The sequence below is a fragment of the Psychrobacter okhotskensis genome, assembly GCF_965638355.1.
GTDB classification, from domain to species: domain Bacteria; phylum Pseudomonadota; class Gammaproteobacteria; order Pseudomonadales; family Moraxellaceae; genus Psychrobacter; species Psychrobacter okhotskensis.
Map to the genome: position 1 here is coordinate 971,323 of NZ_OZ281822.1, position 19,194 is coordinate 990,516.

The 19,194-nt window shown below is 41.6% G+C and carries 16 protein-coding genes, 1 tRNA gene and 4 pseudogenes; 7 read left to right on the forward strand and 14 right to left on the reverse strand.

Going from position 1 to position 19,194, the window contains the following annotated elements:
- Window positions 1-659 precede the first annotated feature (659 nt).
- A complete protein-coding gene (locus ACSUPM_RS04185; protein ID WP_025651571.1) occupies window positions 660-1,019 on the reverse strand; it encodes a hypothetical protein in 360 nt (119 codons plus the stop codon).
- Between the two features lie 172 nt (window positions 1,020-1,191).
- On the opposite strand from ACSUPM_RS04185, the gene ACSUPM_RS04190 reads away from it, so the two are divergent.
- Entirely contained in the window at window positions 1,192-2,811 is a 1,620-nt protein-coding gene (locus tag ACSUPM_RS04190; RefSeq protein ID WP_025651572.1) for a potassium/proton antiporter, read from the forward strand.
- Window positions 2,812-3,232: 421 nt separating this feature from the next.
- On the opposite strand, the gene ACSUPM_RS04195 is transcribed toward ACSUPM_RS04190, so the two are convergent.
- Both ACSUPM_RS04195 and ACSUPM_RS04200 read right to left on the reverse strand, forming a co-directional pair.
- The gene (locus tag ACSUPM_RS04195) at window positions 3,233-4,288 is read right to left on the reverse strand and encodes an SDR family oxidoreductase (RefSeq protein ID WP_227502384.1); all 1,056 of its coding nucleotides are present in this window, start codon (window positions 4,286-4,288) and stop codon (window positions 3,233-3,235) included.
- 84 nt (window positions 4,289-4,372) lie between these two features.
- Complete coding sequence (locus ACSUPM_RS04200; RefSeq protein WP_025651574.1) at window positions 4,373-5,128, reverse strand: SDR family oxidoreductase; 756 nt, start codon at window positions 5,126-5,128, stop codon at window positions 4,373-4,375.
- A gap of 99 nt (window positions 5,129-5,227) precedes the next feature.
- On the opposite strand from ACSUPM_RS04200, the gene ACSUPM_RS04205 reads away from it, so the two are divergent.
- Window positions 5,228-6,112 carry a LysR family transcriptional regulator gene (locus tag ACSUPM_RS04205; protein ID WP_025651575.1) on the forward strand — a complete coding sequence of 295 codons (885 nt, stop codon included), beginning with the start codon at window positions 5,228-5,230 and terminating at the stop codon, window positions 6,110-6,112.
- Window positions 6,113-6,119: 7 nt separating this feature from the next.
- On the opposite strand, the gene ACSUPM_RS04210 is transcribed toward ACSUPM_RS04205, so the two are convergent.
- The 6 genes and pseudogenes from ACSUPM_RS04210 to ACSUPM_RS04235 all read right to left on the reverse strand — a co-directional run bounded on the left by ACSUPM_RS04210 (window position 6,120) and on the right by ACSUPM_RS04235 (window position 9,510).
- A complete protein-coding gene (locus ACSUPM_RS04210; protein WP_156915653.1) occupies window positions 6,120-6,527 on the reverse strand; it encodes an integrase core domain-containing protein in 408 nt (135 codons plus the stop codon).
- Window positions 6,528-6,560: 33 nt separating this feature from the next.
- Window positions 6,561-6,908, reverse strand: coding sequence for a transposase (locus tag ACSUPM_RS04215; protein WP_198015425.1), 348 nt, complete (start codon window positions 6,906-6,908; stop codon window positions 6,561-6,563).
- 52 nt (window positions 6,909-6,960) lie between these two features.
- Window positions 6,961-7,128, reverse strand: a pseudogene (locus ACSUPM_RS04220) (IS256 family transposase); the annotation flags it as partial.
- Window positions 7,127-7,411: a putative quinol monooxygenase gene (locus ACSUPM_RS04225; RefSeq protein WP_201578418.1), complete on the reverse strand. Its 285-nt coding sequence runs from the start codon at window positions 7,409-7,411 to the stop codon at window positions 7,127-7,129. The gene ACSUPM_RS04225 and the pseudogene ACSUPM_RS04220, both read right to left, overlap by 2 nt.
- A 20-nt stretch (window positions 7,412-7,431) precedes the next feature.
- A complete protein-coding gene (locus ACSUPM_RS04230) occupies window positions 7,432-8,430 on the reverse strand; it encodes a zinc-binding alcohol dehydrogenase family protein (RefSeq protein ID WP_201567802.1) in 999 nt (332 codons plus the stop codon).
- Window positions 8,431-8,769: 339 nt separating this feature from the next.
- Window positions 8,770-9,510, reverse strand: coding sequence for an SDR family oxidoreductase (locus ACSUPM_RS04235; RefSeq protein WP_436880235.1), 741 nt, complete (start codon window positions 9,508-9,510; stop codon window positions 8,770-8,772).
- Between the two features lie 134 nt (window positions 9,511-9,644).
- On the opposite strand from ACSUPM_RS04235, the gene ACSUPM_RS04240 reads away from it, so the two are divergent.
- Entirely contained in the window at window positions 9,645-10,544 is a 900-nt protein-coding gene (locus tag ACSUPM_RS04240; protein ID WP_058024914.1) for a LysR family transcriptional regulator, read from the forward strand.
- Window positions 10,545-10,558: 14 nt separating this feature from the next.
- On the opposite strand, the gene ACSUPM_RS04245 is transcribed toward ACSUPM_RS04240, so the two are convergent.
- The 3 genes and pseudogenes from ACSUPM_RS04245 to ACSUPM_RS04255 form a co-directional block, all read right to left on the reverse strand.
- Window positions 10,559-11,575 (reverse strand): zinc-dependent alcohol dehydrogenase family protein, encoded by a 1,017-nt coding sequence (locus ACSUPM_RS04245; protein ID WP_436880236.1) that lies wholly within the window; start codon window positions 11,573-11,575, stop codon window positions 10,559-10,561.
- The gene (locus ACSUPM_RS04250) at window positions 11,565-12,560 is read right to left on the reverse strand and encodes a zinc-dependent alcohol dehydrogenase family protein (protein ID WP_201584252.1); all 996 of its coding nucleotides are present in this window, start codon (window positions 12,558-12,560) and stop codon (window positions 11,565-11,567) included. The genes ACSUPM_RS04245 and ACSUPM_RS04250 overlap by 11 nt, the downstream gene beginning before the upstream one ends.
- A gap of 203 nt (window positions 12,561-12,763) precedes the next feature.
- A pseudogene (locus ACSUPM_RS04255) lies at window positions 12,764-14,577 on the reverse strand (monovalent cation:proton antiporter-2 (CPA2) family protein).
- A gap of 98 nt (window positions 14,578-14,675) precedes the next feature.
- On the opposite strand from ACSUPM_RS04255, the pseudogene ACSUPM_RS04260 reads away from it, so the two are divergent.
- The 4 genes and pseudogenes from ACSUPM_RS04260 to ACSUPM_RS04275 all read left to right on the forward strand — a co-directional run.
- Window positions 14,676-14,810 (forward strand): annotated as a pseudogene (locus ACSUPM_RS04260) (IS1 family transposase); the annotation flags it as partial.
- Between the two features lie 417 nt (window positions 14,811-15,227).
- A pseudogene (locus ACSUPM_RS04265) lies at window positions 15,228-15,347 on the forward strand (metal-sensing transcriptional repressor); the annotation flags it as partial.
- Window positions 15,348-15,493: 146 nt separating this feature from the next.
- Window positions 15,494-15,808 (forward strand): putative quinol monooxygenase, encoded by a 315-nt coding sequence (locus tag ACSUPM_RS04270; RefSeq protein WP_173240488.1) that lies wholly within the window; start codon window positions 15,494-15,496, stop codon window positions 15,806-15,808.
- 536 nt (window positions 15,809-16,344) lie between these two features.
- Window positions 16,345-17,466 (forward strand): Fic family protein, encoded by a 1,122-nt coding sequence (locus tag ACSUPM_RS04275; protein WP_436880237.1) that lies wholly within the window; start codon window positions 16,345-16,347, stop codon window positions 17,464-17,466.
- 177 nt (window positions 17,467-17,643) lie between these two features.
- Here ACSUPM_RS04275 and ACSUPM_RS04280 read toward each other — a convergent pair whose 3' ends face one another.
- Both ACSUPM_RS04280 and ACSUPM_RS04285 read right to left on the reverse strand, forming a co-directional pair.
- Window positions 17,644-18,858 (reverse strand): IS256 family transposase, encoded by a 1,215-nt coding sequence (locus ACSUPM_RS04280; RefSeq protein ID WP_436880238.1) that lies wholly within the window; start codon window positions 18,856-18,858, stop codon window positions 17,644-17,646.
- A 225-nt stretch (window positions 18,859-19,083) separates the two neighbouring features.
- Window positions 19,084-19,160: transfer RNA gene (locus ACSUPM_RS04285), tRNA-Val, on the reverse strand.
- Between the last annotated feature and the right edge of the window lie 34 nt (window positions 19,161-19,194).

Here is a 19,194-nt window from a genome sequence, read left to right on the forward strand (position 1 = left end):
AGACCCCTTACCTACACAACAGGGGGTTGAAAACATACTGTAGTGTTTGTCATGCGTTGCGGGTAGACGCTTTTTTTACTACTTATGCCCCGAACACGTCACAGCTCACAAGGTACTACTTAGACCTTACTACCAGATACTGACAGTCGGTTTCAACTTTACGTTTAATGCCTCTTGATACGCCGATTATCAAGAGCGTCATCTACGAGTACTACGCATTTACCAAACTCAACACCCCGTGTTAAACCTCTCTAATCCACGACTCCATTCAAGTCCTCACTAGGGTACCGAACCAGTGAAATCGGTTTATCATAGGCATACTTACAATAGATTATAGGCGTAATAATAGTACGCTTGAAGTGGTTTTACTGCATTAGTCTATTTTAAACGGTCTATCAATGGGCTTAAAGGGTGATATAGCTGTTTCCACTCGGGTATACCCGAAATGAATCAGTAATTTAATGCCAGATTGAGAAGCTTTTCCTAAAAACTGTGTAACTGCTTATAATCCAATAGCAGGAGAATAAGCAATGACTACTCAATCTGACATTAAAAAACTGGCTGAGCAAATGGCCAGCAGCATGAGCAGCTTAAAAGTTTGAGAAAAAGGTGTGTTATTTAAAGTCTTATCTACTACAGCTCCATAGCTATACTGGAAGTTATTTAACCTGCGCTGTTTCTAATAAACTGCCATCTTTATCGAATAAGCAGTCGACGATAATGAGCGGAGCCGCATCCAAACTATCTTCAGCGTAGTAATGTGTTATGACTTCAAAGTTACCATTATTTAATCGTCTGTAGTCTGTGTTTTTTCGTTTAATGTCCATAGACTTAAAGCCTTTAAGCATGGGCTGTACTGCTTTCTGGCACTTCGTTAGCAATGCAATCTTTGATGTTTTTTGAGCTTGTTCGAGTTCAGTATTTCTTTTTTCATCAAATGGGTTACTGCCATTTTGAATCCAAATATAAAATGCTGCAAATGTAATAATAGATAGTCCTGTAAGTGTCTCTTTTTTCATAATATGACTCGTTTAGCAATAATAGAATAAGATATTTACTAACATACAAGCATAGCTCAGTTATTCTTAAGGAGCATGTTAAAACAATAATTAACCGTTGAAAGCAATGGGTAAATGTTACTCCCGTTCTGGTTAGTTCAGCTTAGTATTATAAAATAGGGCTTAATAAAAGATGGATACCTTAAATATCGTGTATCTCGTAGGAGCAGTGTTAATTTTTGCCAGTATTATGGCGAGCACTTTATCAGCACGTTTGGGTGTTCCACTTTTGCTATTGTTTTTAGTCGTCGGGATGCTCGCTGGTGAAGAAGGTATCTTGGGTATTGAGTTTTCTCAATATGCAATAGCCAATTTTGTCGGGCAAGCAGCCTTAGCCTGTATTTTGTTAGATGGCGGGTTGCGCACCTCTGTTAAATCATTCCGAGTTGGCTTAAAACCAGCCATCACACTGGCTACTTGGGGCGTACTTGCGACAGTCATGATACTGGGTGTATTCGTCACATGGCTGCTGGATGTCGATTGGCGCTTTGGGCTATTGCTAGCGGCAATCGTTGGTTCTACTGATGCGGCAGCGGTGTTTTCACTGCTGCGTAATGGCGGTGTTAAATTAAATGATCGTGTCCAAGCCACGCTTGAATTAGAGTCGGGCGCCAACGACCCGTTAGCGATTTTATTAGTCACAGGATTGATTGCTTTAAATGTTGATCCTGCCGGACAGACAGCGCTAGGCTTCTTAGGCCTACTATTACAACAGCTTAGTTTTGGTTTAGGAATGGGCTTGTTCTTTGGCTATTTCCTATCTCGATTATTACCCAAAATACACTTGGCAGAAGGTATGTATGCCATTTTAATAATGTCGGCGGGTTTAGCAGTGTTTTCTGCCACTAACTTACTGGGCGGTAGTGGGTTTCTCGCGGTCTTTATCGCTGGTATTATGATTGGCAACCATAAGGTACGCTCAACTGAGCATGTCATGCGCGTGATGGACAGCTTTGCGTGGTTGTCGCAAGCGGTGTTATTTGTGGTATTGGGCCTATTGGTCACGCCATCGAACGTTCTTGAAGTTTGGCCTTATTCAGTGGCCATTGCTGCCTTTATGATTTTAGTGGCTCGTCCTATTGCAGTCTATACCAGTGTTTTACCGTTTAAATTTAAAAATAGAGAGATCGGCTTTATCTCTTGGGTCGGCTTACGTGGTGCGGTGCCCATTACCCTTGCCATGTTGCCAGTGATTGCAGGGGTGGACAATGCCTTTATGCTGTTTGATATCGCTTTTGGGGTGGTGGTCTTATCGTTGGTGTTACAAGGGACGACCATTCCTTTTATGGCCAATCTGTTTAAGGTGCGTATTCCTAACAATAAGGGCCCAAAAGAAGAGCATGAAGTGTGGGTGTCAGATAGCCCGAATACCCAGCTGACCACATCTGCACTAAAAATGGCATATCACATAAGACTTGAGCCTAAAGGCGTGCTGTTTCATTCAGATCAAGGTGGTCATTATACCAGTGAAGAGTATGCTAAATGCGTAGCCAAGTGCAATGGTATGTCGCATAGTATGAGCCGACGAGGCAACTGTTGGGACAATGCACCTACAGAGAGGTTCTTTAGAAGCTTTAAGACAGAGTGGATGCCAAAAAACGGCTATGACAATATTGATGAGGCTCAGCAGGCAGTAAATGATTATATTTGGGGCTATTATCAAAGTGTAAGACCACACAGCTTTAATGAGTATTTAACACCGAGCGAGAAAGAGAGACTTTATTTCAACAAAAACCTCTTAAGTACTGTCTAAAAATATTTGACCACTACAGTAAGATAACGGGTACATTTGACTCCGAACCCTATCAAGCATTTCACTCATTTCTAACATCGAGGGTGGTTTCTGCTCTTTTTTAGAGTTTTCGGCCACTTTCAAATTCCTTTTAACAAACTACTTTTAGTTATTTGGCAACAACTCTAAAGATAGCACAATAGTTAGTGAAGCAGAGTACTAACCTTTACTTATTGTCTAGAGATTTATTTAACAAAAAACACCCAACCAAGTTGAGTGTTTTTTTATTCATCTCTTTCAGTTACATCAAAGCTTAAAGCGTACTGATAATCTCATTCAGCTTGTTATTAAACGTCTCGTCCGTGACGACACCAGCTTCTTGATACCCAGCAACTTTTTTAATCTAATGATGACTTTCAAAAAAATTTGAGAAAAACAATCATTACATAGTTTGGGGATTGGGAATTAATCCATCTTTTACCATATTGTCTAAATGCTCAATGATTTCATTATCTGTACGCAAACTCATTTCATTGAATCCAGCCTGACGAGCTTTCGTCACATCAAATATCCCATCGGTTTCGACATGAAAAAGGAAGTCACCAAAACTGCCTTGAGCAATACGATTAATATCAGGCTCTCGCAAGTCATATCGAGTTGCAATATTCTTCCATTCGGAATCTGACGCCTGATTCAAACGTTGCTGAAGATTAATTGGCTGTGGCTCGCCGACATCCAGTCCGAACCATTCCGCCACTTTTGGCCAGAGATACTTCCAGCGACATACATCACCGTTGGTAACGTTATAAGCACCATCCTTTTCGTTGTCGGCCGCCCACACGACCGCCTCACCCAATAAACTCGCAGTCGTAAAGTTGATCAATACACTATAAGCCGCTGCAGAACCCGGAAATTGCATAGCAACGCCAAAGTGTTTACACAACGTACCATAGAGACCAATCAAGTTCCCCATATTCATAGCAGAACCAAGCGAATGACCAATCATGATATCCGGTCGCAAAGCGGTCCACCTGATACCTTTACTCTCTAACGTGCGAGCATAGTCTTCGTGTTCAAAATATAGGTTTGGTGGATAATGACGGCTATCATCCTCTCGAGCTGGCGTTTTATACACACCAAGATGAGCACCATAAACCTTGCCCCCTTGCAGGAATATCACCCGCTTCAAATCCGCCCCAGCGGCTATCACACTTTCGATGATATTCTTAAACATCAAGCTATTTTCTTCCGCTTCTGTCTTTGCATCATCGGAGGGTTTGATTGCTGCATAAAAAATATGAGTCACATGGGCCAGACTGTCTGAATGCTTCTGTAGTGAAGCTCTATTAAGTAAATCAGCAGATAAATGTGCTGTCTCATGGGGAGGCTCAATCGCTCTTGAAAGAGTTGTTACCTTCCACTCAGCATCTTGTAATGCGACAACAGCCCCGTTTCCGGTCACACCTGAACCACCTACGACAAGCATATGAGGTTGCATTATATCTCCTTAGGTAACGTCAACTTTTTTGATAGAAACCAGCCACTAGCAGTGGCTGGTATCAAAAATTAATTGTCTTACAGGTTAGGCGATACGACCACCGCCGTCAACATTGACCACGGTGCCATTAATAAAGCCATTTTCAAGAATAGCCAATGCTGCGTGAGAGAGGTCTTTCGTTTGACCAACTCGTCCAACAGGAAGCGATTGAGCGACATCATTAAAGAGAGCAGCTTTATCTTCATCATTGAGCATATCCCAAGTTGCGCTATCGACGACTCCGGGAGAAATAACATTAAAACGTTTTGGTTTCATTTCAATGGCTAAATTAGCCACAAGGCTTTCTAATGCGATGTTTACAACACCAACAATAGACGAGCCTACTCCTTGTCGATAAGCGGCAAGGCCTGAATAAAATAACACAGAGCCTGAATTTGTCAGGTGCTTATCAGCGCTACGCGCTAAGTTGATCGGACCGTAAAGCTTGCTGGCAACCATACTTTGAATCTCCATATCCGACAACTCTAAAAATGGCTTAAACACCAGATCAGCAGCGGTCGATACAATATGATCGTATGGCGCCTGCTCTGCAAGTGCTACATCAACTTGCTTCGCATCACTAATATCTAGCGCATAAGTACCTAATACACTGTCACCCAGTTCTGCTGCAACCTTATCCAACTTATCTTGCTTTCGCCCAGCTAAGGCCACTTTGGCGCCACGAGCGACCGCCATCGTTGCAAGCGACGCCCCCATTCCTGAGCCTGCACCAACAATAAAAATTTTTCTGCCTTTCAGTGAGCCTTGACCATCATTGCTCTGTATCAGTGGTGTTGTCATTTTATTCTGCCTAAATCGTTAATTGGTCTTTATGATACAATATTTAAATCAACTAATAATTAACCATATAAAGAATAATTTATTCAGGAATATTGAATAATGGACAGACTTGACTTAATGCAGATATATGTGGATATTCACGATATCGGCTCCATGGCTGGAGTAGCCAGACAAAGGAACATCGCTCCCTCAGCAGTCACGCAAGCATTACAAAAATTAGAGCAGTACGTAGGCGTAACACTGATTATGCGTACTACTCGGCGCATGTACTTTACACCGGAGGGAGAGCAGTTTCTGCATCACTGCCGCTCCATACTCGGAAAAATAAAAGAAGCGCTTGATCATGTTAATCAAAATGGACCACTACGAGGAACCATTCGTTTTACAGCAACCAATGATTTTGGTCGTACTCGATTACCATTGATCATTGATGAATTTCTAGAGTTACACCCACAAATAAAAGTGGATCTTCATCTATCGGATGGTGTCGTGGATCTGATCGGTGAACGCTTTGATTTCGCCATTCGAACCGGACCTCTGGTCGATTCAGAGTTCAAAGCACGCCGATTAATGAGTCAAAAGCGCTACGTATGTGCAGCCCCGATTTATTGGGCAAACAACGGGAAGCCCACGCATCCTAGAGAGCTCTTACAGCATAACTGTCTGGTTTTAGCTCGTCCCAACGCTTCGCAATCGGAATGGCACTTTATCGAACAAGGAAAATCATTTGCAGTTAAAATATCCGGCAACAGATTGGCCAATGATGGAGGTGTACTACGCCAATGGGCTATTAATGGTGCAGGTGTGGTTGTAAAAGGTGAATTCGACATTGAGGAAGACCTTAAAGCAGGACGTTTAGAGTGTGTGCTTACTTCTTTTACACATCAGCTGATCAATCTCTATGCGGTCTACCCCGGACATCGCCCATCGCCAAACCGAGTACTGGCGATGATAGATTTTATCGTTGACAGGCTAAAAGTTTAGTGGTCAACTAATTTAGGACAGCTGATAAGAGATTTTGGTTAAAGTAACGTCTCTCTTTTTCTGCTGGTGATAAATAATCATTGAAACGGTGCGGTCTCACGGTTTGATAGTAGCCCCAGATATAATCAATAATGGCGGCCGATGCTGCATCCATATCCTCGTAACCGCTCTTTGGCATCCACTCCGTTTTAAAACTCCTGAGGAACCTTTCAGTTGGGGCATTGTCCCAACAATTACCACGACGGCTCATACTTTGTATCATACCGTCACAACCAGCGACTGAATCAGCAAACTTCTTGCTGGTGTAATGGGTACCTTGATCGGAATGAAACAGGACGCCACTAGGTTTAAGTCTGGTTTGATACGCTATCTGCAGCGCTTTAGCGGGCAGAGCACTGTCAGGTGAGTCTGGCATAGAAAAGCCGACCACACGCTGGGCATACAAATCTCAAACAACGGCTAGATAACTAAAGCCACCTTTGATACGGACATAGGTTACATCACCTGTCCACACTTGATTAGGCGCTTCTGGGCTAAAGTTGCGATCTAAGAGATTGTCATGGGCTTTGTGTTCTTGATCAGCTTGCTGGTATTTATGCGTCTTGAGCTGACAGCTCATTAGTCCCATGCCTTTCATAAACTTAGACGCTAGGTAGCGCGTCAACCTATTGTCTAAGGTGGAAGTACCAATGCCTAGCGACTGGGAAACCTCAGCAACTTTGCGTTTGTGCTCAACGACTAAGCTAATGGCTTCTAACTTGAATTCTCGGGTGTATTTTTGGCGTTTGGTAGTCATACTAATTATTCTCTTCGGGGTAGTATAACCTCTTAAACATGGTCCGACTTAATTATGCCACTACAAACATAATCATAAAGCGACTCAAAGCAGACGTCCAGTGTTGACTCGGCATCGACCACCTCGAAGATGCCTGCTGGGTGGCTAAATACACCACTTTAAATGCAGCTTGATCAGAGGGGAATACTTTACGCTTATTCACCGCTGTCCGAATACAGCTATATTTTTTTGATTTCTACAATATCACTTGATTCAATGAGTGATTGGATATTACCAAATAAACTTTGAATATAATCAGTGGCCATATGGATATCTAAATCCTCCCTGCTACGCCATTCTTCTAAGAAGAAATATCTACTCGAGTCATTTTCGCTAATATAAAGCTCATATTTCAAGCACCCTTCTTCTTGAAGCGTAGGCTCTATTACACTTTTTAAAAGCGTTTCTAACGTCTCTTTTTGATCTGATTTTGCCTTAAAGTTCGCAATTATTGAAATAGTCATTATTTCACCTTGAATTTGTTTTAGAAGTTTTCTAGTACAATTTTGCCTTTTGACTTGCCTGATTCAAGTAACTTATGCGCCTTCTCCAAGTTTGAAGCGTTAATTTTGCCTAGATTTTGGTTGAGGGTACTTCTAATTTTTTGCTGGTCAACTAATTGGGCAACCTGTTGCAACAGATCACCTTGCTTTTCAATATCATCGGTTTCATACATTGAACGGGTGAACATCAACTCCCAATGGATAGAAATAGATTTAGTCTTAAACGGCATAATATCAAAGGTTTGTGGATCATCGATCAATCCAAGCTTGCCTTGTGGTGCAATCAGAGAAACTATCTGCTCGATATAGGTGTCTGTATGATTTGTAGAGAATACGTATTTTGGTTTTGCAATGCCTAGTGTCTCGATTTGTGCATTTAAATCTTTGCTATGATCAATAACATGGTCGGCACCAAGTGATTCCACCCAAGATTTCGTTTCTTCACGTGACGCTGTTGCTATAACGGTCAGATTTGTTTTTGCTTTTAGGAGTTGGATAGCGATTGATCCTACACCACCTGCACCACCAATAATTAAAATACTGCCAACTTCTGTTTCTGAAATTTGAAACCGATCAAACAGCATTTCCCATGCCGTTATTGCAGTTAATGGCAATGCTGCTGCTTCTGCATTAGATACTGTAATTGGTTTAAGACTGATAATTCGTTCATCGACTGCTTGATACTCAGCATTACTACCATCTCGGGTTAAATCGCCAGCATACCAAACAGAATCTCCTACTTTAAACGAGGTAACTTTTGAGCCAATTTCAATAATTTCCCCAACGGCATCCCAACCTAAAATACGATTATTTGCTTCAGACAAATTTTTTCTCACTTTGGTATCAACTGGATTCACAGAGATTGCCTGAACTTTTACCAGTACATCACGCTCCTTAAGCGTAGGCTTCGCTTTTTCAATATCTACCAATGAATTTTTAAAATCATCATGGTTATTTATAACATACGATACGGCTTTCATAGATTTGTCCTCAACTTTAAAAAATATAGGGCGTGTTGAACATTCAAATATTAGGACTGCTGATAGATAAAATCGCACCAAACTAGGCGTAAACCGACGATAATGTCGAGGCCTTAGCTAGGTTTACAACACCGTTTGGGGTGATTTTAGCATCAGCCCTTTGGGGCGGGGCTCTTTTTTGCCAATACATGGCGAAATTGTCTATCCTAGAATGACTAGGCTTCGAAAATTTCACTGCGTATTGCCTGTAAAATAGCCGCCGCCAGTGCCACATTTGAATGTTCAACACGCCCTAGTAAAAATGGGAGCGAAGTGCTCCCATTTTATGTTATTCAATAATTAAAACTCTTGGCTCGTTGGGCGCAAAACAATTTCATTAATATCTACATCCGCAGGCTGTTCAATTGCATAAGCAATTGCTCGAGCGACTGAGTCAGCTGGTATGGCTTGTTTGTAGAAATCAGTAACAAACTCTGAACTTTCTTTATGAGAAGAACCGAATTTTAGTTCTGACTCAATTGCACCAGGCTCAATAGTAGTCGTTCTAATTGTTTCCCCAACTTCATGACGAAGGCCTTCAGAGATGGCTCTTACAGCAAACTTAGTACCGCTATAAACAGTACCTCCTGGACTAAATACTTTTACCCCTGCAACAGATGAGAGATTAATAAAGTGTCCAAAGTTTTGTTTTTGGAAAACAGGTAGGGTAGCTGCTATACCATAAAGAACACCTTTAATATTAATGTCGATCATACGATCCCATTCATCAACTTTTAGCTCACTTAATGGTGCAATAGACATTAATCCAGCATTGTTTACCAATACATCGATTTGACCAAATGCGCTTAATGCCTTTTCAATAAGTGCTTGCACTTCATGTGGTTTGGTTATATCCGTACCAATAAATTCAGCTTGACCACCTTCAGCACGAATGTCGTGAACAATAGCCTCTAATTTTTCAGTACGTCTAGCACCAATTACAACCTTTGCACCTTTTTTAGCAAGTAAGCGAGCAGTAGCTTCACCTAAACCACTACTTGCACCAGTGATAACAATAACTTTATTTTCTATATTATTCATACAAGTAACCTTCAACCTATCTGTCAATCATATTTGAGGGTTAAGTATTACAGCCTTGCTAGGTATAATAAATGAATAATATTATCTTTCAGAATTCCTATTTACGGAATAATTACTATAACACAGGATTGGACATGCAGAACAAATTGGAAATGATGCGTATCTTTTGTGTCGCAGCAGAGTCTCGAAATTTTAAAGAGGCAGCAACTCAACTGGGTATTTCCCCACAGGTAGTGACACGGGCAATAAAAGAGCTAGAAGAGCAGCGCGGAGAGATTTTGTTTTACAGGAGTACTCGACAAATTAAAATTACCGCTGATGGTGAGCGTCTGGCAAAGCAAGCACGTCTTGCGGTGGAATCGATCGATGCTTTGCTTGTAAAAGACACCAAGGAAAAACGAGATGAAATGCGTGGGACTGTCCGTATTACTGTGTCGTCTGTGTTAGGGCGTAAAGTGGTAGTACCTGCACTAGCAGAATTTGCCACACGTTATCCAGATATTGTCGTGGATTGTGTGCTAACAGATTCACACTCGGATGTGATCGATGAGCGGATAGATATCGGGATCAGATTTGGATTTTTGCCGGACAATCGATATGTGGCAAGGGAATTGGCTAAAGTGAAATTTTATTCTGTGGGTACGCCAGAGTTAATTGATAAGGTTGGAATGCCCAAAAAAATTATTGACCTTGATAAATACCCTCTAACAGCACTAGTCGATCATAAAACAGGGCGTTACTGGCCATGGACATTCACCGAAAGTCGAAGCTTTACGCCATCAAAGCCCCGTTTTATTACAGATGATCTAGAAGCTGAATTTCAAGCTATTCTCGCTGGAGTTGGATTCGGACACATGCCTGGATTTCTAGTTTTGCCGTGGCTTAGGAGTGGTAAGCTCATTCAGATACTTCATGAGGAAACCTCTCCCGTTTGGCGCCTGTATTTATATCGTCCACAGCGGGGCCCGACACCTTTGCGAATCCGAGCATTGTTTGATTACTTAGTGGAAGTGCTGGGCCATATAGAAACCTGAATTAGATAAGACCATCATGTATTTAGAGTAACTACAATTTTTCCTATTTGCTGATTTGATTCAAGATAGCGCTGAGCGTCATGCATGTCCTCAAAGTTAAAGCAACAGTCGATCACTGGACGAAGATATCCTGCACCTATACTGCTAAGAATAAATCGTCTGGCTTGCTCCCTTAGAACAGGGTCATGGAGAACCTCAAGGAACAAAAAACCTCGCATGGTTAAGCTCTTGCGTAATGCAATTTTAAGGGGAAATGGTGTATTCTCCGGGCTAAGCGCACCATGCATAACCATAGTTCCTCCCACAGACATCGCTTTTGCAATCTGTTCAATATGTGGCCCTCCTACAGCATCAAAGGCGACATCAAGATGTTCTCCACCTAAACGTAAAACAAGCGCCTCATACAAATCTGGTTCATCTTCACTGGCTATAACATCTTTAACACCAAGATCCAGTAAACGTTGCTTTTTCTCTATCGTCTGTGTACTTGCAATGACCTTAGCACCCGCTGCTTCAGCTATCTGTATCGCAGCTAGTCCTACGCTACTTGAAGCTGCTGTGATCAAGATCGTTTTTCCTTTCGATAATCCACCAGCATGGATTACACCACCCCAAGCCGTCAAATACTGCATCCAGATTGAAGAAGCTTCTTCCCAGCTTAAATTATCGGGTTTGTGAACTAAAAAAGTTTCTGGAATCAGAAGCTTGTCCGCATATGTCCCATATTTGGCTAGATTGTCAGTCGGAAGAATCGATACTGCATCTCCTGGAGAAAATTGGCGTACACCTTCACCTATCGCAAGAACTATGCCTGCTCCCTCATATCCCAGACGAGAAGGGAATACTGCCTTTTGAATATAAGTGCCACGCCGAAACATTACATCGGCCCGGTTGAGTCCGATCGTTTTCATCTGTATTAGAACTTCTCCTGCGGCTGGTAAAGCAACAGGAAGTGTTTCTAATGTCAGAACATCTGTATCTCCAATACAATTGAAGCGCCAAGTCTTGGCCTGAAGTGCGTTAAATGACATCGATAACTACCTTAATATTAGCAGAGCGATCTTGAACAGCATCATGAGCCTCAATCGCTTGGTCTAGAGTAAAATGACGAGGATCAACAATAGCACGCAGTTTACCTTCCTCAACGAGACGAGTCGCGGTCTTAAGGACATCACCATGATGAGAACGGCGATTGCCTGTTAACGTCGGCATTAGGACGAATACGCCAGACAGTGTGGCACACCGTAGAGATGAATTCGCTAAATTATGATTGCCAAATGCAGCACAGCTGGTGATGTGGCCATAGTGAGTCGTCATGGAAAGTGAAGCTTCGAGTACTGGACCACCCACAGTGTCGTAAACAATGTTAAAACCTTGACCCTCAGGGCTTGCAGCAATAATGTCATCGGAAGATGCTGTTGTGTAATCGAGAGGTGTTGCACCGAGTTCTGAAATCAGTGATTGATCAGCTGTACGAGCAGTCGCCCAAACATTTGCATCAAGTGCTTTTGCAAGCTGAACCACCATATAACCAACGCCACCAGCACCACCTTGAACCAGTACAGTTTGCCCTGGTTGGACCTTCGCATTATCCACTAAACCTTCCCAAGCGGTGAGGAACGTCAATGGTAGTACTGCTGCCTCGCGCATAGAGATATTCCGTGGCTTTAATGCGATCAGATCAGCATCTGCTACAACATATTCTGCTAAAGATCCTTGAAGACCACGGACGCCACCAATCAGACCGTAAACTTCATCTCCGACGTTGAAGTGGGTGACACCTTCACCAACAGCAGTTACAACCCCAGCCATATCCGTTCCCAACACGGCAGGAAGCTCTGGCATAGCATATGTTGCTTCACCAAGACGAATTTTATAATCAATAGGGTTTACACCACTAGCATGAATACGTACTAGAACTTGCCCAGCCTCTGGTTGAGGTATAGGGAGTTCTACACGTTTAAATTCATGATCACCAAAATTTTCTAGGATAAGCGCATTCATCATCTTATTCATAGTTGTTCCTTATTCTTAACTGAGGGATGATATGCACAGTACCAAAATAAATTAATCCAATAAATGATATTTATAGGATTTAATAATTCCTAAATAATGAATAATAAATATCATCCGCTCACTAAAGAGGTGGGGTTCAGCAGATGCTTACCGAAAAAGAGATCTACACAGACCTCTTTTTTATTTGGGTTTAATACGTGAAATTATTGTTGAGTGCCATCTTCATTCAGAATTTGCCCTGTGTGCTTTGGTGTAATTAAAGGTGCAGTCGGACGCGGTCCTGTATATTGCAAGCCGATACCAGCATAGACATCATCTGCTGCAGTTTCAGTTCCAAAACGTTCTTTGTCTAGTTCTCGGATTTCTTGGCTAATGTCTTCAACATCACTCTGGTCAACACCCAGTTCTTCTAAAATTGCACCGCCAAATAGCATTGCCGACTCGAAGGTTTCGCGTATCATGTAATCCACATTTTGTTTTGCTAAATGCAGCGCATGCTCACGGTCATAAGAGCGAACCAGTAACTTGGCCATAGGAAATTCATGTTGCACCAACTCTACAATTTTATTCGTCGTTTCTTTGTGGTCTACGCAAACAACAATTGCTTCAGCCGTATCTGCTCCAGAGGCATGTAAAATATCTAAACGAGAACCATCGCCATAATAAATTTTAAATCCAAATCTTTCAGCGTTTTGAATCATGTCGATATCATTATCAATGATGGACACATCAATACCTCGAGCAAGCAATAATTGACTTGAGACTTGTCCAAAACGACCGAAACCAATCATCAGGACTTTTCCAGAAAGTCCTTCAGCAATACGGATATTTTCTAAAGAAGTTTGTTCTGTAGTTTGGGTAAAACGTTTAAACAGAATGCCTATGATGGGGGTCAAAATCATCGACAAGACTACAATCGCAGTCAGGTTTGAGCTTTCATCAGCACTAATGATTTGAGCACTCATGGCGGCAGCAAAGAGTACAAAAGCAAACTCCCCCCCCCTTGAGCCATTAGTAATGCGCGATCGAGTGCTTCAGAGTGTGAACTTTTGGTCAGGCGTGCAATCAGATAAATGATGGATGCTTTGACAAACATCAGCACAAGTACAGCACTTAAAATTAACATCCAGTTATTTTTTATGACGTCAAGGTCTAATGACATGCCGACGGCTAGAAAAAATAATCCGAGCAATATGCCACGAAACGGTTCAATATCTGCTTCAATCTCATGGCGAAAAGTGGATTCGGAGAGTAATACCCCTGCAAGGAATGCCCCCATTGCCATCGATAAGCCACTGACTTGCATCAGTAATGCTGCGCCGAGTACCACTAAGAGTGCTGCTGCAGTCATGACTTCACGGGCTTTGGCTGCGGCTAATAAGCGAAATAAAGGGTTAAGCAACCAATAGCCTGCAGCGATTAAACCTGCAATTGATATTAAACCAATCCCAATGCTCTGCAAACGCGCAGAAGTACTTTCAACAACATGATTCGGTGCGATAAAAGCGACAATTGCCAATAAAGGGACAATCAATAAATCTTCAAACAGCAGGATCGAGACAATTTTTTGTCCTCGTGGTTGAGCAATGTCTCCACGATCTCCCAAAAGTTGCATCACAATTGCAGTCGAGGTGAGTACAAAGCCTGCAGCACATACAAAACTCACTTGCCAAGAATAGCCATAGACCAAGCCTACCGCCATTAACCCCAATGAACAGGCACTAATCTGTAATGTGCCTAATCCAAAAATTTCTTTTCTTAAACTCCATAAATACGATGGACGCATTTCTAGTCCAATCACAAACAGATACATCACAATACCAAGCTCAGCAATATGCAGAATAGACGCAGAATCGTAGAAAAACGCTAGTCCAAATGGACCAATAATTAATCCTGCGATTAAATATCCCAATACCGAGCTTAATCCTAGGCGCTTGATTAAGGGGACTGAAATCACTGCCGCTGTGAGCAGTATGACAGGGGATAGAAGGTTGATAGATGTGGCTTCTGCACTGATATATTTCTCGGATTTTGTATAGAGTCTGTTGACACTTCAAGTATAGAAAGTAGATTCAAAACACAAGTGCAACAGGTTTGTAGTTAGTTGAAACAGTTATTCACTATACCCGAATTTCAAGTAATCAATGGGATAATTTTATCACTGCATTTAAAGACTGTTAGCAAAGTATTGGTAAGTTTTTCACTATAGGTGTTGAGGGAAATAATTGCAAAATAAGGCATCGAATTAGATGTGTTAGTTCAGTATTGAGTGTGGCTTTAGCAAGAATACGGATATTAATGCTTCTCGCAATATTCTAGCGGTAGGACATACCACTTTGTCTGTGGAGGAAAGATGCAGTAAAGGTCGCTCTGTGAAGCAGAAAGCATGCCTAAATCCGTGAGGTTTTGCTTTTAAAATCCCTGAGAAACATGTTTCGTAAAGAGTTAGTCGAAAGTGGGGGGGGAGTATGTCAGAAGTTTAATTTTATAAGTTATTGTAAAGATTCGGAAAGTTAATTATGGCATCCAGTTGCAGAGCCAATAGTGACTTCATTTAATCTCAGCATACTTTTTGAAACACGACCTAAATTTTTAAGGTTTATAAAAAATATTGCTTTTTTTTTACTAGGGGCACTATAGTATTAATGCTAGAAATAAGGAGGTCTGATGCCTAATCAGGTTGAAGTCAAAAAAAAGATTCTTCTACGTGTCAGAAAGATCAAAGGTCAGACGCAAGCGATTGAAAAAGCGTTAGAAGACAATGTGGAATGTGGTGCAATTCTGCAACCATAGCATTATGTCAAAATAAAAACCCAGATTTTGGCTCAGCTATGGGAAATTTTTTTTAACTTTTATACGACAAAACTGTCTGACATGCATACATTAGAAATGTCAGAATCAGTTTTCATTCTAATAATTATGGAGTTTTAGTCATGCTTAAAACAGCTTTATATGTCCGTCTTGAAGCTAAACCGGGTAAAGAAGATGAAGTGGAAGCTTTCCTTAAAGGCGGTTTACCTATTGTAATGGAAGAACCTGCGACAGTTGCGTGGTTTGGCCTACGTCTTGGACCTACAACATTTGGTATTTTTGATGCATTTCCTGATGAGGCGGGTCGCCAAGCACATTTATCTGGCAAGGTTGCAGCTGCTTTGATGGATCAGGCCGATGAGCTATTTTCAGAGCCACCGTCTATTGAAAAAGTAGATGTTTTGGCTAGTAAACTACCAGCTCATACCGACGCTTAAATGTATGAGGGTGCTGCCTGAAATTTTGAATGAAAGGCAGCACTTCAACCCTGTGAGGTTTGTCAGAGGCTTTTTATTCAAGTTGGGCTACTTTATTTAATGGCTTAATCTCATCATTTACATGTGTCAAGATCCAAAACAGGGTAAATAAACGAATGCACCTATGTACATGCTTTATATTGAACCAATATATCTAACCTCTACCATGTCAAGGTAGGTCAACCAAAGTATATATCCTGACAATATCTTACACACGTTGATATTATTAGCCTATAAATATTATAAAATTGAATAATCACAATGTAAGTTATAATGCAAGAAAATCTAACTCGTATTTGGGCACTGTATTTTTATAGTGTTTTTACCTCTACTCAAGCCCTTCTCAGAACAAAAAAACTATGTTTGTTCGTTGAGAATCTATTCTTATTACGTCTGCTATTGTCGTTTTTGAATTTCTACGTATTGTTTCTACTGCTTATTCTCTGCATAATATAAGGAGATTGCTGTTCTAATCTCTGCATATCTCTGGGGAACGTATGAAGCATACTACTTATATTCATGAGCACTCAAATTGGACTGAATGGCAATGGTCGGACAAAAAGCTATTGCCACTTGTTAGTCGTGTGCGGATATTACAAGGCCATTTACTAGGAAAGCTGCTAACACTAGGGTTCGATCTGAATGTTGAGGCACAATTAGATGCGGTGACCTTAGAGATTATCAAAACTTCTGAGATAGAAGGTGAGACACTAAATGATGAGCAGGTTCGTTCTTCAGTTGCGCGGCATTTAGGGCTGAATAATGCCAGTATGCCAACCAATACTCGTGAGATCGATGCAGTGGTAGAGATGATGCTAAGTGCTACCTATCATTATCAACAGCCGTTATTATTAGATGATCTACTCGGATGGCATCGAGCATTATTTCCAGATGGATATAGTGGGCTTTATCGCATTGAAACAGGCAGTATCCGTGATGATAGTAAAGGACCAATGCAAGTAGTGTCTGGTGGGTATGGTCGTGAGCAGGTTCATTTTGTTGCCCCCAGTGCAGATAGGTTGCCAGATGAGCTAGACAAATTTTTATTATGGTTTAATACTTCGTCAAATAAGCAAGACGATATAGATTTGGTCATAAAAGCAGGTGTTGCTCATTTATGGTTTGTGACTCTGCATCCATTTGATGATGGAAACGGACGACTAACACGAGCACTCACAGAACGAATGCTGGCAAAAAGCGATAACAGTGCCCAACGCTTTTATAGTATGTCAGCGCAAATTCTTAAACAGCGCAACGACTATTACAAAATACTAGAACGTACGCAAAAAGGTGATAAAGATATCACGGATTGGCTGGTGTGGTTTTTGCAAACGCTAGAGCAATCCCTCATTATAGCTCAAGAAACCACGGATAAAATTGTCAATAAGGCAGGCTTTTGGCAGATGCATCGACAGCATGCTTTAAATGATAGGCAAGTGAAGATGTTAAATATTTTGCTGACTGATTTTTATGGCAAACTCACCACTAAAAAATGGGCGACCATGACTAAGTGTTCTATAGACACGGCACTAAGAGATATTAATGATTTAATAGAGAAGGATATGATGCAAAAATCTGTAGCATCAGGGCGCAGTACGAGTTATGAGTTGGTTTTATAATAAAAAGTATGAGCTTTAGAGCACTTTTGTACCGTGTTGCAATTTAATGTGCTAGCACAAATTATGCTTATATAGAGGTTAGAAGATACTTATGAACTACTATCCAATTAGCGTCAAATTTTGAGAAAATATAGTGCTATAAGTAAGAGACCATCCCAAATTCTGTGTAACTGCCATTTAGATTAAATGCTTACTAATACGATCATCAAACATTATCATAAAGCGATTTAAAGCAGACGTCCAGTTACGAATGGGCATAGACCACTTTTTGGATGCCTGCTGAGTTGCTAAATAGACCACTTTAAATGCTGCCTGATCAGAGGGGAACACCTTACGCTTATTCACTGCCGTCCGAATCACACTGTTCAATGACTCAATAGCATTGGTGGTATAGATGGCTTTTCTGATGTCTTTAGGGTAATTAAAGAACACCGTTAAGCCCTCCCAGTTATTGCGCCAAGACTTGACCACGTGCGGGTACTCTGTGCCCCAAGTCTCATCAAAGTGTTCAAGGTTAGCCTCTGCCATCTCAAGCGTATCAGCGCCGTAGATGGCTTTTAAATCAGCCGCTACGGCCTTTTTATCCGTCCATGGTACAAACTTCATGGAGTAACGCACCATATGCACGATACACAGCTGAACCTGAGCGTTGGGATAAACCGTATTGATGGCATCAGGGAAGCCCTTTAAGCCGTCGACACAAGCGATTAAGATGTCTTGCACCCCGCGGTTTTGTAGTTCAGTGAGAACCCCTAGCCAGAACTTAGCGCCCTCATTCTCTGATAACCACATACCAAGCAGCTCTTTTTTACCGTTAAGCCCCACGCCTAGCGCCAGATAGATAGCCTTGTTGATGATCTGCTTGTCTTGACGTATCTTCACGACGATGCAGTCCAAATAGACGATAGGATAAACACTATTCAATGGCCTGTTCTGCCAAGCGGTGATGTCCTCTAATATGTTATCGGTGACTCTTGAGACAAGAGAGCTTGATATATCAACGTCGTAGATGTCTTTGATGGTTTCGACAATTTCAGTGGTGGTTTGACCCTTGGCATAAAACATGATTATTTTATCATCAAGGCCACTGATACGGGTTTGATGCTTACGCACTAACGCAGGTTCAAAGTCACCATCACGGTCTCTTGGGGTGGAGATCTCAAGCGCGCCGCTATCACTGCGGACGGTCTTTTTAGTGTGCCCGTTGCGCTTATTGGGCTTGTCTGCCTTTTCATGCTTGGGGTAGCCGAGATGGTCTTCCATCTCAGCCTCTAAGGCAGTATCAATAAAGGATTGCATGAGCTGCTTTTGGAAGTCTTTGATGTCATCAAAGCTTTTCATGCTACCAGCCATTTGCTCGGCTAGTTTTTTAATGTCAGATTGAGTAGTCATTGCTTATTCTCCTGTTATTGGATTATAAGCAGTTACACAAAGTTTGGGAAACTCCCGGGTCGGTCACGTTTTGGTCACCATTTGGTCACCGTCGCTTTTTCAAATGATTTAAAGCTGATTAAATAATCATGATTACGAGTCGATGTAAGCAAGAATTTTCCCCTACAGCCCATATATTACAGACAAAAAAAGCCCCAATCGTGAGATTGGGGCTTTCTAAATATTTGGTAGGCATAAGCAGACTCGAACTGCTGACCTCTACCATGTCAAGGTAGCGCTCTAACCAACTGAGCTATACGCCTATTTAGGTTGAGCATTTTAGCAAGTTTTACAGAC

Coding starts and splice junctions, on each gene's coding strand:
- ACSUPM_RS04185 (WP_025651571.1), bottom strand. CDS start 1,019: ATGAAAAAAGAGACACTTACAGGACTATCTATTATTACATTTGCAGCA.
- ACSUPM_RS04190 (WP_025651572.1), top strand. CDS start 1,192: ATGGATACCTTAAATATCGTGTATCTCGTAGGAGCAGTGTTAATTTTT.
- ACSUPM_RS04195 (WP_227502384.1), bottom strand. CDS start 4,288: ATGCAACCTCATATGCTTGTCGTAGGTGGTTCAGGTGTGACCGGAAAC.
- ACSUPM_RS04200 (WP_025651574.1), bottom strand. CDS start 5,128: ATGACAACACCACTGATACAGAGCAATGATGGTCAAGGCTCACTGAAA.
- ACSUPM_RS04205 (WP_025651575.1), top strand. CDS start 5,228: ATGGACAGACTTGACTTAATGCAGATATATGTGGATATTCACGATATC.
- ACSUPM_RS04210 (WP_156915653.1), bottom strand. CDS start 6,527: ATGCCAGACTCACCTGACAGTGCTCTGCCCGCTAAAGCGCTGCAGATA.
- ACSUPM_RS04215 (WP_198015425.1), bottom strand. CDS start 6,908: ATGACTACCAAACGCCAAAAATACACCCGAGAATTCAAGTTAGAAGCC.
- ACSUPM_RS04225 (WP_201578418.1), bottom strand. CDS start 7,411: ATGACTATTTCAATAATTGCGAACTTTAAGGCAAAATCAGATCAAAAA.
- ACSUPM_RS04230 (WP_201567802.1), bottom strand. CDS start 8,430: ATGAAAGCCGTATCGTATGTTATAAATAACCATGATGATTTTAAAAAT.
- ACSUPM_RS04235 (WP_436880235.1), bottom strand. CDS start 9,510: ATGAATAATATAGAAAATAAAGTTATTGTTATCACTGGTGCAAGTAGT.
- ACSUPM_RS04240 (WP_058024914.1), top strand. CDS start 9,645: ATGCAGAACAAATTGGAAATGATGCGTATCTTTTGTGTCGCAGCAGAG.
- ACSUPM_RS04245 (WP_436880236.1), bottom strand. CDS start 11,575: ATGTCATTTAACGCACTTCAGGCCAAGACTTGGCGCTTCAATTGTATT.
- ACSUPM_RS04250 (WP_201584252.1), bottom strand. CDS start 12,560: ATGAATAAGATGATGAATGCGCTTATCCTAGAAAATTTTGGTGATCAT.
- ACSUPM_RS04270 (WP_173240488.1), top strand. CDS start 15,494: ATGCTTAAAACAGCTTTATATGTCCGTCTTGAAGCTAAACCGGGTAAA.
- ACSUPM_RS04275 (WP_436880237.1), top strand. CDS start 16,345: ATGAAGCATACTACTTATATTCATGAGCACTCAAATTGGACTGAATGG.
- ACSUPM_RS04280 (WP_436880238.1), bottom strand. CDS start 18,858: ATGACTACTCAATCTGACATTAAAAAACTAGCCGAGCAAATGGCTGGT.